Annotated in this window: 9 protein-coding genes, 2 tRNA genes and 3 rRNA genes; 11 read left to right on the forward strand and 3 right to left on the reverse strand. The window is 56.3% G+C overall.

Annotated features, from left to right (window positions below):
* From LT42_RS00005 to rrf, 5 genes are all read left to right on the forward strand, one after another.
* Positions 1-1,157: ribosomal RNA gene (locus tag LT42_RS00005) — 16S ribosomal RNA — on the forward strand; the annotation flags it as partial.
* A gap of 95 nt (positions 1,158-1,252) precedes the next feature.
* Positions 1,253-1,329 (forward strand) — tRNA-Ile (locus LT42_RS00010).
* Positions 1,330-1,435: 106 nt separating this feature from the next.
* Positions 1,436-1,511: transfer RNA gene (locus LT42_RS00015), tRNA-Ala, on the forward strand.
* A 232-nt stretch (positions 1,512-1,743) separates the two neighbouring features.
* Positions 1,744-4,635, forward strand: a 23S ribosomal RNA gene (locus LT42_RS00020).
* A 146-nt stretch (positions 4,636-4,781) separates the two neighbouring features.
* Positions 4,782-4,897: ribosomal RNA gene (gene rrf / locus LT42_RS00025) — 5S ribosomal RNA — on the forward strand.
* 124 nt (positions 4,898-5,021) lie between these two features.
* Here the strand turns inward: rrf and queD are convergent.
* Complete coding sequence (gene queD / locus LT42_RS00030; protein ID WP_081955267.1) at positions 5,022-5,378, reverse strand: 6-carboxytetrahydropterin synthase QueD; 357 nt, start codon at positions 5,376-5,378, stop codon at positions 5,022-5,024.
* Between the two features lie 254 nt (positions 5,379-5,632).
* Here queD and LT42_RS00035 point away from each other — a divergent pair, with 254 nt between their 5' ends.
* From LT42_RS00035 to LT42_RS00060, 6 genes are all read left to right on the forward strand, one after another.
* Positions 5,633-5,941: a PepSY domain-containing protein gene (locus tag LT42_RS00035; RefSeq protein WP_037008780.1), complete on the forward strand. Its 309-nt coding sequence runs from the start codon at positions 5,633-5,635 to the stop codon at positions 5,939-5,941.
* Positions 5,941-6,270 carry a PepSY domain-containing protein gene (locus LT42_RS00040; protein ID WP_037008783.1) on the forward strand — a complete coding sequence of 110 codons (330 nt, stop codon included), beginning with the start codon at positions 5,941-5,943 and terminating at the stop codon, positions 6,268-6,270. Before LT42_RS00035 ends, LT42_RS00040 begins: the two co-directional genes overlap by 1 nt.
* Positions 6,270-6,938: a response regulator transcription factor gene (locus tag LT42_RS00045; protein ID WP_037008786.1), complete on the forward strand. Its 669-nt coding sequence runs from the start codon at positions 6,270-6,272 to the stop codon at positions 6,936-6,938. The genes LT42_RS00040 and LT42_RS00045 overlap by 1 nt, the downstream gene beginning before the upstream one ends.
* On the forward strand, positions 6,935-8,293 hold the full coding sequence (locus LT42_RS00050) for an ATP-binding protein (RefSeq protein WP_052074942.1): 1,359 nt from the start codon (positions 6,935-6,937) through the stop codon (positions 8,291-8,293). The genes LT42_RS00045 and LT42_RS00050 overlap by 4 nt, the downstream gene beginning before the upstream one ends.
* 82 nt (positions 8,294-8,375) lie before the next feature.
* Entirely contained in the window at positions 8,376-10,055 is a 1,680-nt protein-coding gene (locus tag LT42_RS00055; RefSeq protein ID WP_037008789.1) for a methyl-accepting chemotaxis protein, read from the forward strand.
* A gap of 141 nt (positions 10,056-10,196) precedes the next feature.
* Complete coding sequence (locus LT42_RS00060) at positions 10,197-11,261, forward strand: AI-2E family transporter (RefSeq protein WP_037008791.1); 1,065 nt, start codon at positions 10,197-10,199, stop codon at positions 11,259-11,261.
* A 123-nt stretch (positions 11,262-11,384) separates the two neighbouring features.
* Here LT42_RS00060 and nuoN read toward each other — a convergent pair whose 3' ends face one another.
* A complete protein-coding gene (gene nuoN / locus LT42_RS00065) occupies positions 11,385-12,842 on the reverse strand; it encodes an NADH-quinone oxidoreductase subunit NuoN (protein WP_037008798.1) in 1,458 nt (485 codons plus the stop codon).
* 7 nt (positions 12,843-12,849) lie between these two features.
* Complete coding sequence (gene nuoM, locus LT42_RS00070) at positions 12,850-14,382, reverse strand: NADH-quinone oxidoreductase subunit M (protein WP_037008799.1); 1,533 nt, start codon at positions 14,380-14,382, stop codon at positions 12,850-12,852.
* Positions 14,383-14,396: the final 14 nt, after the last annotated feature.

Genomic DNA, 14,396 nt, shown 5'->3' on the forward strand with positions numbered 1-14,396 from the left:
GATCCAGCCATGCCGCGTGTGTGAAGAAGGTCTTCGGATTGTAAAGCACTTTAAGTTGGGAGGAAGGGCAGCTAATTAATACTTCGCTGTTTTGACGTTACCGACAGAATAAGCACCGGCTAACTCTGTGCCAGCAGCCGCGGTAATACAGAGGGTGCAAGCGTTAATCGGAATTACTGGGCGTAAAGCGCGCGTAGGTGGTTTGTTAAGTTGAATGTGAAATCCCCGGGCTCAAACCTGGGAACTGCATCCAAAACTGGCAAGCTAGAGTAGGGCAGAGGGTGGTGGAATTTCCTGTGTAGCGGTGAAATGCGTAGATATAGGAAGGAACACCAGTGGCGAAGGCGACCACCTGGGCTCATACTGACACTGAGGTGCGAAAGGTGGGGAGCAAACAGGATTAGATACCCTGGTAGTCCACGCCGTAAACGATGTCAACTAGCCGTTGGAAGCCTTGAGCTTTTAGTGGCGCAGCTAACGCATTAAGTTGACCGCCTGGGGAGTACGGCCGCAAGGTTAAAACTCAAATGAATTGACGGGGGCCCGCACAAGCGGTGGAGCATGTGGTTTAATTCGAAGCAACGCGAAGAACCTTACCAGGCCTTGACATCCAATGAACTTTCCAGAGATGGATTGGTGCCTTCGGGAACATTGAGACAGGTGCTGCATGGCTGTCGTCAGCTCGTGTCGTGAGATGTTGGGTTAAGTCCCGTAACGAGCGCAACCCTTGTCCTTAGTTACCAGCACGTTAAGGTGGGCACTCTAAGGAGACTGCCGGTGACAAACCGGAGGAAGGTGGGGGATGACGTCAAGTCATCATGGCCCTTACGGCCTGGGCTACACACGTGCTACAATGGTCGGTACAGAGGGTTGCCAAGCCGCGAGGTGGAGCTAATCCCAGAAAACCGATCGTAGTCCGGATCGCAGTCTGCAACTCGACTGCGTGAAGTCGGAATCGCTAGTAATCGCGAATCAGAATGTCGCGGTGAATACGTTCCCGGGCCTTGTACACACCGCCCGTCACACCATGGGAGTGGGTTGCACCAGAAGTAGCTAGTCTAACCTTCGGGAGGACGGTTACCACGGTGTGATTCATGACTGGGGTGAAGTCGTAACAAGGTAGCCGTAGGGGAACCTGCGGCTGGATCACCTCCTTAATCGAAGACTCAGCTTCTTCGCAAGTTCCCACACGAATTGCTTGATTCATTGAAGAAGACGATAGAAGCAGTTTTTTGCTTTGCAAACCCGATTCGGGTCTGTAGCTCAGTTGGTTAGAGCGCACCCCTGATAAGGGTGAGGTCGGCAGTTCGAATCTGCCCAGACCCACCAGTTTACTGGTGAGTTGTTGGATAGAGCGCACCCCGCCCCCAAGGTAAAAAGTGGTGAGGTCAGGTTTTTGCGGTTCGAATCTGCCCAGACCCACCAATTTTGTTATGGGGCCATAGCTCAGCTGGGAGAGCGCCTGCCTTGCACGCAGGAGGTCAACGGTTCGATCCCGTTTGGCTCCACCATAACTGCTTCTGACTGCTGAAAGCTTAGAAATGAGCGCTCCATCCAGTGGATGATGAGTGTTGATTTCTAGTCTTTTGATTAGATCGTTCTTTAAAAATTTGGGTATGTGATTGAAATATAGACTGGGCACCTCTTTCACTGGTGCGTGTCCAGGCTAAGGTAAAGTTTGTGAAATGCAAACTTTCGGCGAATGTCGTCTTCACAGTATAACCAGATTGCTTGGGGTTATATGGTCAAGTGAAGAAGCGCATACGGTGGATGCCTTGGCAGTCAGAGGCGATGAAAGACGTGGTAGCCTGCGAAAAGCTTCGGGGAGTCGGCAAACAGACTGTGATCCGGAGATGTCTGAATGGGGGAACCCAGCTGTCATAAGACAGTTACCTTACACTGAATACATAGGTGTATGGAGCGAACCAGGGGAACTGAAACATCTAAGTACCCTGAGGAAAAGAAATCAACCGAGATTCCCTTAGTAGTGGCGAGCGAACGGGGACCAGCCCTTAAGTTGATTTGAGATTAGCGGAACGCTCTGGAAAGTGCGGCCATAGTGGGTGATAGCCCTGTACGCGAAAATCTCTTGTCAATGAAATCGAGTAGGACGGGGCACGAGAAACCTTGTCTGAACATGGGGGGACCATCCTCCAAGGCTAAATACTACTGACTGACCGATAGTGAACCAGTACCGTGAGGGAAAGGCGAAAAGAACCGCGGAGAGCGGAGTGAAATAGATCCTGAAACCGTATGCGTACAAGCAGTGGGAGCCCACTTTGTTGGGTGACTGCGTACCTTTTGTATAATGGGTCAGCGACTTATTTTCAGTGGCGAGCTTAACCGAATAGGGGAGGCGTAGCGAAAGCGAGTCTTAATAGGGCGTCTAGTCGCTGGGAATAGACCCGAAACCGGGCGATCTATCCATGGGCAGGTTGAAGGTTAGGTAACACTGACTGGAGGACCGAACCGACTACCGTTGAAAAGTTAGCGGATGACCTGTGGATCGGAGTGAAAGGCTAATCAAGCTCGGAGATAGCTGGTTCTCCTCGAAAGCTATTTAGGTAGCGCCTCATGTATCACTGTAGGGGGTAGAGCACTGTTTCGGCTAGGGGGTCATCCCGACTTACCAAACCGATGCAAACTCCGAATACCTACAAGTGCCGAGCATGGGAGACACACGGCGGGTGCTAACGTCCGTCGTGAAAAGGGAAACAACCCAGACCGTCAGCTAAGGTCCCAAAGTCATGGTTAAGTGGGAAACGATGTGGGAAGGCTTAGACAGCTAGGAGGTTGGCTTAGAAGCAGCCACCCTTTAAAGAAAGCGTAATAGCTCACTAGTCGAGTCGGCCTGCGCGGAAGATGTAACGGGGCTCAAACCATGCACCGAAGCTACGGGTATCACGCAAGTGATGCGGTAGAGGAGCGTTCTGTAAGCCTGTGAAGGTGAGTTGAGAAGCTTGCTGGAGGTATCAGAAGTGCGAATGCTGACATGAGTAACGACAATGGGTGTGAAAAACACCCACGCCGAAAGACCAAGGTTTCCTGCGCAACGTTAATCGACGCAGGGTTAGTCGGTCCCTAAGGCGAGGCTGAAAAGCGTAGTCGATGGAAAACAGGTTAATATTCCTGTACTTCTGGTTATTGCGATGGAGGGACGGAGAAGGCTAGGCCAGCCTGGCGTTGGTTGTCCAGGTTTAAGGTGGTAGGCTGAAATCTTAGGTAAATCCGGGGTTTCAAGGCCGAGAGCTGATGACGAGTGTTCTTTTAGAACACAAAGTGGTTGATGCCATGCTTCCAAGAAAAGCTTCTAAGCTTCAGGTAACCAGGAACCGTACCCCAAACCGACACAGGTGGTTGGGTAGAGAATACCAAGGCGCTTGAGAGAACTCGGGTGAAGGAACTAGGCAAAATGGCACCGTAACTTCGGGAGAAGGTGCGCCGGTGAGGGTGAAGGACTTGCTCCGTAAGCTCATGCCGGTCGAAGATACCAGGCCGCTGCGACTGTTTATTAAAAACACAGCACTCTGCAAACACGAAAGTGGACGTATAGGGTGTGACGCCTGCCCGGTGCCGGAAGGTTAATTGATGGGGTTAGCTAACGCGAAGCTCTTGATCGAAGCCCCGGTAAACGGCGGCCGTAACTATAACGGTCCTAAGGTAGCGAAATTCCTTGTCGGGTAAGTTCCGACCTGCACGAATGGCGTAACGATGGCGGCGCTGTCTCCACCCGAGACTCAGTGAAATTGAAATCGCTGTGAAGATGCAGTGTATCCGCGGCTAGACGGAAAGACCCCGTGAACCTTTACTATAGCTTTGCACTGGACTTTGAATTTGCTTGTGTAGGATAGGTGGGAGGCTTTGAAGCGTGGACGCCAGTCTGCGTGGAGCCAACCTTGAAATACCACCCTGGCAACTTTGAGGTTCTAACTCAGGTCCGTTATCCGGATCGAGGACAGTGTATGGTGGGTAGTTTGACTGGGGCGGTCTCCTCCTAAAGAGTAACGGAGGAGTACGAAGGTGCGCTCAGACCGGTCGGAAATCGGTCGTAGAGTATAAAGGCAAAAGCGCGCTTGACTGCGAGACAGACACGTCGAGCAGGTACGAAAGTAGGTCTTAGTGATCCGGTGGTTCTGTATGGAAGGGCCATCGCTCAACGGATAAAAGGTACTCCGGGGATAACAGGCTGATACCGCCCAAGAGTTCATATCGACGGCGGTGTTTGGCACCTCGATGTCGGCTCATCACATCCTGGGGCTGAAGCCGGTCCCAAGGGTATGGCTGTTCGCCATTTAAAGTGGTACGCGAGCTGGGTTTAGAACGTCGTGAGACAGTTCGGTCCCTATCTGCCGTGGACGTTTGAGATTTGAGAGGGGCTGCTCCTAGTACGAGAGGACCGGAGTGGACGAACCTCTGGTGTTCCGGTTGTCACGCCAGTGGCATTGCCGGGTAGCTATGTTCGGAAAAGATAACCGCTGAAAGCATCTAAGCGGGAAACTTGCCTCAAGATGAGATCTCACTGGAACCTTGAGTTCCCTGAAGGGCCGTCGAAGACTACGACGTTGATAGGTTGGGTGTGTAAGCGCTGTGAGGCGTTGAGCTAACCAATACTAATTGCCCGTGAGGCTTGACCATATAACACCCAAGCAATCTGCAGACAGACAGCAGATTGCGGTGTGTGAAGACGCATGAAGACGAAAGTTTGCGACCACACAGACAGACACCTGATCACATACCCGATTTGCCGAAGCGTTCGAGAGGACGAGTCGGCACCCGAATTTCTTGACGACCATAGAGCGTTGGAACCACCTGATCCCATCCCGAACTCAGCAGTGAAACGATGCATCGCCGATGGTAGTGTGGGGTTTCCCCATGTGAGAGTAGGTCATCGTCAAGATTAAATTCCAGAACCCCATCTGCTTGCGCAGATGGGGTTTTGTTTTTGCGCGCAAAAAAGGGCGAGATCCTTGCCCAAAAAAAACCACCCTGACGGGTGGCTTTATTTCATCGACCAGACAAGGTCAGTCGCCGCGGTAGACACATCCGCTGGTGCAAGTTTCGTGAATACGAATGGCGGAGAGTTCCGGCAGCAGCGGCTTCAGCTCATTCCAGATCCACTTGACCAGCACTTCGCTGGTTGGGTTTTCAAGGCCAGGGATGTCGTTCAGGTAGTTATGATCCAGGCGTTCATACAGCGGCTTGAAAATCGTTTTGATCTCGGAAAAATCGCGAATCCAGCCTGTATGAGGATCGGGTTCACCCTTGAGATAGATCGCTACTCGAAAAGAGTGCCCGTGCAGGCGCCCACACTTGTGACCTTCCGGTACGTGGGGGAGCCGGTGAGCAGACTCGAACGTAAATTCTTTGAAAATTTCCACGGTGATATAGGCCTTCAGAAGTGGCGATCGCCAGCGCGATAAATGCAGGCTGTAAGTTTATCAGCAATGGATTAGCGAGGGACAGGCAGCGCCCGTCGCTCCGTGAAGCGGCGCATGGATTAACCCTTGGGAGCGCGCCGATACGCAGGGCGAGTTTGCGGCATAATGGCATGTAGCCAGATAGATTCAGCTTCAATTAAGTTGGTTCGTTTAACGTGATTTCCGTAAACACCTCAAATCTACGGAGACAAATCATGAAAACCCTGACTGTTGTAATTGCTGCTACCACCCTTATGGCTACTGCCGGCTATGTGCAAGCCCGGGACCTGGGCCCGGATGAGGCGCTGAAGTTGCGTGATGCAGGTACTATCCAGTCTTTTGAAAAGCTCAACGCGGTTGCCTTGGGCAAGCATCCCAAAGCAACCATCACAGACACTGAGCTGGAACAGGAATATGGCAAATACGTTTACCAGATCGAGCTGCGTGACGCCCAGGGTGTCGAGTGGGATGTCGAAGTCGACGCCGTTAGTGGCCAGGTACTCAAAGATCATCAGGACGCGTGATGACATCCGGTAAGCGTCCCGCCAGGCGTTTCGTTTACTGCGTAGTGGCCGCATGCGCGGTCACTCAGAGCCTAAGTGGCTTTGCTCGGGATCTCAATCAGGACGAGGTGCTCGAACTACGAAGGAAGGGGGTCATTCTTCCTCTTGAACAGTTCATCGATCAAGCGCTCGGGCGCTATCCCGGTTCCAAACTGCTGGAAGCCGAGCTGGAGGAAAAACACGGGGCTCTGGTGTATGAGATCGAGTTATTGACCGCCGATCATGTCGTACGTGAGTTGAAGTTCGATGCCGGTGACAGTCACCTGCTGCAAGACAAGGAAGACGATTGATGCGTTTGCTATTGGTAGAGGATCACGTTCCCTTGGCGGATGAGCTCATCAGCACGCTTGGCCGACAGGGCTATGCGATCGACTGGTTGGCCGATGGCCGGGACGCCATTCATCAAGGGACAACAGAGCCTTACGACCTGATTGTCCTTGATCTGGGGCTTCCCGGGATTCCCGGGCTTGAAGTCCTGCAAAAATGGCGCGCAAGTGGATTGTCCACACCCGTACTTATTCTGACCGCGCGCGCTTCCTGGGCTGAACGCATCGAAGGCCTCAAAGCGGGCGCGGATGATTACCTGACCAAACCTTTCCACCCTGAAGAGCTTCAGCTGCGTCTGCAGTCGCTGCTTCGCCGTGTGCGCGGTCTGGCCAATCAGCCAAGACTCGAAGCGTCTGGCCTGCACCTCGACGAAGGCCGCCAATGCGTCAGTCGCGACGACGAAGAGATCCAGTTGACGTCTGCGGAGTTTCGTCTGCTGCGTTACTTTATGCTGCATCCGGGGCAGATTCTGTCCAAAAGCCACTTGGCCGAACATCTGTACGATGGCGAGAACGAGCGCGACTCAAATGTTATTGAGGTTCACGTCAATCATCTCAGGCGCAAGCTCGGGCGTGCGGTGGTCGAGACGCGACGGGGGCAGGGTTATCGGTTTGCCGGGACGGGCGAGTGAAGTCGATTCAGCGGCGGCTGAGTCTGGGCCTTGTCAGTGTGCTGCTGATAGTTGGGCTGGTCTTGGCACAAATAAGCCTGTGGCTCTTCGAAATAGGCTTGCAGCGCTATCTTGAATCCGGGCTGCGTAACGAGAGCGAGTCACTGTTGGTGGCCTTGGTACGAGGCCCCGATGGTCTGGAACTCGACGAGCATCGGCTTTCCCCCGGCTATCTGCGTCCCTATTCGGGGCACTACTTCCGAGTTGATCTTGCCCAGGGCCATTGGCGTTCGCGTTCGTTGTGGGATGTGGAACTGCCTTACCCAGGCCAGCCTGGTCTGCATGCCGACCTTGCGCTGGAAAAGACCAACCAGTCGCTGTTGCTGCTGCACACCGATTACCGCAAGTTTGGCCAGACCATTTCTATCACCGTCGCTCAGGACTACACGCCTGTACGTGACAGCTTTGCGCTGGTTCAACGCATCGGCCTCGGGTTGGGCCTCATGGCTCTCGTCCTGATTCTTGTGCTACAGCGGGTAACGGTCAGGCGAGCGCTGCGCCCGCTGGATCGAGCCCGGGAGCAGATATTTCAGCTGCAACAGGGGCAGCGCTCGCAGCTGGACGACCGGGTACCGGTGGAGCTTGAACCGCTGGTCGCCCAGATCAATCACCTGCTGGCCCACACCGAGGACAGTCTCAAGCGATCCCGCAACGCCCTTGGCAACCTGGGCCATGCGCTAAAGACGCCGCTTGCCGTGCTGATGAGCCTAGCCGAAGGTGACAAGCTGACCGAGCATCCGCACGTGCGCGCTACGCTGCGCGATCAGTTGCAGCATATCCAGCAGCGCCTCGAACGAGAACTCAACCGCGCACGTTTATCCGGCGATGCGTTGCCGGGCGCACGGTTTGATTGCACAGCGGAAGTGCCCGGATTGCTTGATACGTTGCGGATGATTCACGGCGAGCATCTCGATTTGCGCTGCGAAATGGCCGAGGGTCTATTCCTGCCTTGGGATCGAGAAGACATTCTCGAATTGTTGGGCAATGTCATGGATAACGCCTGCAAGTGGGCGGACAGCCTGGTCAGCCTGACCATCACCCCAGCCGGGGAGGGTTACTGGCTGATGATAGACGACGATGGCCCGGGTATTCCCTCGCAGCATCGCGATGAGGTGCTTGGCCGCGGCAATCGCCTGGATGAGCAGGTGACCGGCCATGGCCTGGGCCTGGGTATCGTCAAAGACATTGTTGAGGCGTGGGGCGGGCAGATTCAATTGCTGGACAGCCCCATGGGCGGCCTGCAAGTGCGAATTGATCTACCTGAGCGACACAGCCCACAGTTGTCTGCTTCCGAAAGCGTGCCCCCGTTGACCTGACCTCAACTTTTTGTGCGCCGGGCCGTTAACCCTTAGGAAACCCCAACGGCGCTACACACAAGAACAAAGGGTCATGACTCCTATGCGGCTAAATCTCAAAGCCAAAGTACTTTCGCTCGCGGTGCTGCCAGTGTTGATGTTCGCGCTGATCATCAGCGCGAGCACCATCGTTATGCTTCGTGAGCAGGGCAAGCGCGAGGTTGAAGAAACCCGGCAGCACTTGCTCTCGGAGGCCAAGGCGACGTTGCAGAGTTATGTCGCCGTAGCGATGGGCACGATCAAGCCGCTCTACGACGCGTCTGCGCCCGGCGATATGGAAGCCCGAGCGCAGGTGATCAAGATGCTGTCGCAAGTCAACTACGCCAAGGACGGGTACTTCTTTGGTTACGATTCCCAAGCGGTAAGGCTGTTCAAAGGCAACAGCCCGGACGGCATTGGCAAGAGCTTCAAGGATGCCCGCGATCCGAAGGGCGTTTTCGTGAATGCGGGGCTGGTGGATGTTGCGAAAGCGGGTACCCATTATCTGGAATACTCGTCCGCACTCCCAGGCTCGAGTGAACTGGTGCCCAAGCTCGGTTACACCGAGTATTTGCCCAAATGGGACATGGCTTTCGGTTCTTCGATCAACCTGGACAATATCGACGCCAAAGTGCTGGAGCTGCAGAAGAACGCGGCTGAACGCCGGCAAGACATGCTTGTCACCATCATCGGCATCACGTTGCTGGTGCTAGTGATCATCGCGGCGATTGGCTTCTGGATCGCCGGCGGAATCCTGCGCCCATTGCGTCTGATGAAGGCCAATCTTGACGACATCGCGGCCGGTGAGGGCGATCTTACCCAGCGTCTCGCTGTGACGTCCCAAGACGAGCTTGGAGAGTTGGCCGGATCCTTCAATCGCTTTGTCGACAAGATTCATGGGATGGTCCGGCAGATTGCCGAGATGACGGCGCAGTTGACCGGGCTTGTCGGTGAGGTAACGGATCAGGCGCAGCGCTCGGAGCAGGCCATGGAGCGGCAGCGTCACGAGACCGATCAAGTCGCGACCGCGATCAATCAGATGTCCGCCGCCGCGCAGGAAGTCGCCAAAAGCGCGCAGGGCGCTTCGGTGGCCGCGCAGCAAACCGATGCCGAAGGTCAGGCGGCCAAACGCGTGGTCGATGGTAGCATCCAGCAGATTCATGCGCTGGTGAACGACATCCGCAACAGCGGTACTTCGCTGGACAGCCTGCAGAATGACGTGTCATCCATCGTCGGCGTCCTTGGGGTGATTCGTTCCATCGCGGATCAGACCAACCTGCTGGCCCTCAACGCCGCCATTGAGGCAGCCCGGGCGGGGGAGGCCGGTCGTGGTTTTGCGGTGGTGGCCGATGAAGTAAGAGCGCTGGCCAGCCGCACGCAACAAAGCACTCAGGAAATCCAGGGCATGATTGATCGCTTGCAGCAGGGCACCCAAGGTGCGGTGCAAGCGATGCGGCGTTCCAGTGAAGCGGGTGACGGGACCTCTGCGCGCGCCAACGAAGCCGGTGCGTCGCTGGACACGATCGGTCAGCTGATCGGTACCATCAATGCCATGAACGCACAGATCGCCAGTGCCGCTGAAGAGCAGACGGCGGTGGCCGAAGAGATCAACCGCAGCGTTCACCAGATCGCCGTGGCGGTCGAAAGCGTAGCTGATGAAACCCGCCACAGCGCTTCCACGTCTCGCAACCTTACAGCGCTGAACCAGCGGCTTGGCCAACTGGTCAGGCAGTTCAGAATCTAGGACCGTCGGGCAGGACTTTCACAGGTCCTGCCCGCGCCGCCTACTCCATGTTGCTCTACCTGCGGCGCGGCACTCCTGCGGCGATTGGCTGACTAAGCATCAGGCCATGTGCTTGGCCCGGCTTACTGACATGGACGGAACATGAACGACACTTCGCTGCAAAACAAAACCCTGCTGCTTCTCCTGGTGCTGGTGACCATCGCGTTCATCTGGATCCTGCTGCCATTCTATGGCGCGGTTTTCTGGGCGGTGATCCTCGGCATCATCTTCGCGCCGCTGCAGCGCCGTCTGCTGGCCCGTTTCGGCTGGCAGCGAAACCTCACTTCGTTATGCACGCTAATGATCTGTCTGATCATTGCGATCCTCCCGGTGATCGTCATTGCGGCGCTGATGGTTCAGGAGGGCGCGACGCTCTACAAGAACGTGGAAAGCGGGCAGCTGGACATCGCCAAATACCTGGCTGAGTTTAAAGTGCTGCTGCCACCGTATGTGCAGCATTGGCTTGATCGCCTGGGCATGGGGGATTTCAACGGACTGCGCGACAAGATCGCGAAAAGTGCGATGCAGGGCAGTAACTACCTGGCGACGCAGGCGTTCAGCTTCGGTCAGGGCACGTTTGATTTCGTCGTCAGTTTTTTCATCATGCTGTACTTGCTGTTCTTTTTCTTGCGCGACGGTCAAGAGCTCACCCGCAAGATCCGCATCGCCATTCCCTTGGCCGAGCCGCAGAAGCGACGCCTGCAGTTGAAGTTTACCCGGGTCGTCCGCGCCACCGTCAAAGGCAACGTGGTGGTGGCGATCACACAAGGGGCATTGGGCGGATTCATCTTCTGGATTCTGGACATCCCCAGCGCACTCTTGTGGGCGGTGATGATGGCCTTTCTGTCGCTGCTGCCGGCGGTAGGAGCGGGGATTGTATGGGCACCGGTCGCTTTGTACTTCCTGCTCAGCGGGATGATCTGGCAGGGCGTGGTGCTGGGGTTGTTCGGCGTATTCGTGATCGGGCTGGTGGACAACGTGTTGCGTCCGATCCTGGTCGGCAAGGACACGCGGATGCCGGATTATCTGATACTGATCTCGACACTGGGGGGCATGGCGGTGTTCGGGCTGAACGGTTTTGTGATCGGGCCGATGGTAGCGGCGTTGTTCATGTCGACATGGGCGTTGTTTACCGGTGACAAAAAGACAGTTCGATTGCCCGGTTGATTCTTTAGAGGCCATGGGGGCGCTGGGTCAAGATCAAGGGCGCCTGCCGTTATAGAGACCTACTAAATCAAAGCCATAAAAAACCCTGCTCGAAGGCAGGGTTTTTTGTGCATCACTCAACCATCACAAACCAGCATGGCCCACCAGGGTCAGCAGCGGCTGCGGGTAGACGCCCAGGAAGAACGCCAGCAGCGTAATCCCCAACAGCATTACACCGCCTGCACGCTGGGCCCAGTTGAACGGCGCGTCATGGCGCTGGATCTTGGAGTCTTGCAGGTACAGGGTCACCATCACCCGCAGGTAGTAGAACAGGCCGATGGCACTGCCCACGACCAGCGTACCGGTCAACCACCACAGGTGCGCTTCGACGCCGGTCGCGATGATGTAGAACTTGCCGATGAAGCCCGTCGTCAGCGGAATACCTGCCAGCGACAGCATCATCACGGTCAGCACCGCCGTCAGGTACGGACGACGCCAGAACAGACCGCGATATTCAAACATCGCGTCGGCGTCACGGCCGCTGTAAGGCGAGGACATCAGCGTTACCACACCGAATGCGCCCAGGCTGGTCAGTACGTAAGTCACCAGGTAGACGTTGATCGCCTCGACTGCCATGCCTTTGCTCGCGACCATCGCAATCATCAGATAGCCGAAGTGCGCGATGGACGAGTAACCGAGTAGCCGCTTGAGGTTGTTCTGCGTCAGTGCCAGCAGGTTACCAACGATGATCGACGCCACGGCAATGACCGACATCACATCCGTCAGCACACCGCTGGTGGCCGCAGGGGAGATCTGGAACAGGCGAACCAGCACGCCGAACACCGCCACTTTACTGGCCGTAGCGAGGAACGCTGCCACAGGGGCAGGGGCGCCTTCGTACACGTCCGGTGTCCACAAGTGGAACGGCACCAGCGACAGCTTGAAACCCAACCCTACCAGCATCATGCCCAGCCCCAGGCTTGCGATCGGGCTTGGCATACCGGTGGCCGCGATGGCCTTGCCGATTTCACTGAAGCCCAGGCTGCCGGATTCGGCATACAGCAGCGCCATACCGAACAGCAGGAACGCCGAGCCGGCGGCCGAGAGCACCATGTACTTGATGCCGCCTTCCAGCGAGCGCTTGTTGAAGAAGGCGTAGGCGACCAGACCGTAGACCGGCACCGATAGCAGTTCCAGACCGATGAACAGGCTTGCCAGGTGTTGCGCGGCGACCAGCACCAGCCCACCGGCCGCAGCCATCAGGATCAGCAGGTAAAGCTCTTCGCGGTTGCCCGGATAGCCCGCCTTGCCTTCACCCAGATAGGCGTGAGCCAAGGTAACGCAGGCCAGTGTCGACACCAGAATGATGCCCATGTACAGGCAGGCAAAGCTGTCGATCTGCAGCAATGGCGTAACCACCAGTGGCGCAACTTTCAGCGCCGGGTAGATCGACAGCAAAGCCAGGTTGAGTCCCGCTACTGTCAGCAGGAATGATTGCGAGTGATTGCGACGCCATGCGATGCCCAGCATCACCACCACAATGGTGATGCTGGTAATCAGCAGCGGCGCCAGCGCAATAAAGTGTTGAATCGTCAGGTCCATAGCGCTCTTACCGGGCCGAAGCGAGTTGAGTGAAGGCGGTGCCGAGCCATTGCTGCACGCCATGCATGGTCGCCGAAGAGGTGTCGAGGATCGGCTGCGGGTAAACGCCCAGCAGCACCAACAGCACCGCCAGACCCAGCACCATGATCAGTTCCCGATTGTCCATGCCGTTGTAGACCGCGTCCGATTTGGCCGGGCCGAAGTAGGCGCGATGGATCATGATCAGCGAGTAAACCGAGCCGAATACCAGACCAGTGGTGGCGATGGCGGTGATCCACGGGGCGCTGACAAAGCTGCCGATAAGGATCAGGAACTCACCGACAAAGTTACCGGTGCCTGGCAAGCCCAGAGACGCCGCAGCGAAGAACAGGCTGATGGCAGGCAGATAAGCGATCTTGCTCCACAAGCCGCCCATTTCACGCATGTCGCGAGTGTGCAGGCGCTCATACAACTGGCCGCTGAGGATAAACAGCGCAGCTGCCGACAGACCGTGGGCAAGCATCTGAACCACGACACCCTGCAGCGCCTGCTGGCTACCGGAGTAGATACCGATCAGCACGAAGCCCATGTGCGAAACGCTGGAAAACGCGATCAGACGCTTGATGTCGGTTTGCGCGAACGCCAGGAAGGCGCCGTAGAAAATACCGATCAGGCCCAGGGTCATGGCGATCGGCGCAAACTCTGCCGAAGCGTTCGGGAACAACGGCAGGGCGAAACGCAGCAAACCGTAAGCAGCGGTCTTCAGCAGGATACCCGCTAAGTCGACAGAACCTGCGGTGGGCGCCTGGGCGTGAGCGTCAGGCAACCAGGAGTGCAGCGGCACGATCGGCAGCTTCACCGCAAACGCGATGAAGAAGCCCAGCATCAGGATGTATTCGGTCCCGTTGGAGAGCTTGGTTTTCAGCAGGTCTGCGTAGCCGAAAGTGATCACGCCGGTCTGGTTGAAGTGCACCAGCACCAGACCCAGGATCGCCACCAACATGATCAGACCACTGGCCTGAGTGAAGATGAAGAACTTGGTCGCCGCGTAGATTCGGGTCTTCTTGCCATCTGCCGAACTATGACCCCAGAGCGCGATGAGGAAATACATCGGCACCAGCATCATTTCCCAGAAGAAGAAGAACATGAACAGGTCGATGGCGAGGAACACGCCGACGACGCCGCCCAGAATCCACATCAGGTTCAAGTGGAAGAAGCCAACGTTACGCTGGATCTCTTTCCATGAGCAGAGTACCGAGAGGATACCCAGCAGGCCGGTCAGCAGGATCATCAGCAGGGACAGACCGTCCAGCGCCAGATGCACGCTGATGCCGAAGCGCTGAATCCACTGCAGCTTGAATTCAAGCGCCCAGGTGGGATCGGCGCCCGGGGCAGGTGCATAGGTAAAAGTACCGGTGCTCCAGAGCCACAGGCCCAGAATCGTCTCGAGAGACATGGTCAACAGCGCTATCCAGCGCGGCAGGGTAGGGCCGAAGCGCTCACCTTGCCAGCACAGCAGGCCGCCGATGAAGGGGATCAGGATTAGCCAAGGCAGAATCATGACGGGCTCAATTC

Origin of the sequence: Pseudomonas lutea (assembly GCF_000759445.1) — a bacterium.
Taxonomy (GTDB): domain Bacteria; phylum Pseudomonadota; class Gammaproteobacteria; order Pseudomonadales; family Pseudomonadaceae; genus Aquipseudomonas; species Aquipseudomonas lutea.

What these genes read in the sequence shown, in the direction of transcription:
- LT42_RS00035 (WP_037008780.1), top strand. Translation starts at nt 5,633, where the DNA reads ATGAAAACCCTGACTGTTGTAATTGCTGCTACCACCCTTATGGCTACT.
- LT42_RS00040 (WP_037008783.1), top strand. Translation starts at nt 5,941, where the DNA reads ATGACATCCGGTAAGCGTCCCGCCAGGCGTTTCGTTTACTGCGTAGTG.
- LT42_RS00045 (WP_037008786.1), top strand. Translation starts at nt 6,270, where the DNA reads ATGCGTTTGCTATTGGTAGAGGATCACGTTCCCTTGGCGGATGAGCTC.
- LT42_RS00055 (WP_037008789.1), top strand. Translation starts at nt 8,376, where the DNA reads ATGCGGCTAAATCTCAAAGCCAAAGTACTTTCGCTCGCGGTGCTGCCA.
- LT42_RS00060 (WP_037008791.1), top strand. Translation starts at nt 10,197, where the DNA reads ATGAACGACACTTCGCTGCAAAACAAAACCCTGCTGCTTCTCCTGGTG.
- nuoN (WP_037008798.1), bottom strand. Translation starts at nt 12,842, where the DNA reads ATGGACCTGACGATTCAACACTTTATTGCGCTGGCGCCGCTGCTGATT.
- nuoM (WP_037008799.1), bottom strand. Translation starts at nt 14,382, where the DNA reads ATGATTCTGCCTTGGCTAATCCTGATCCCCTTCATCGGCGGCCTGCTG.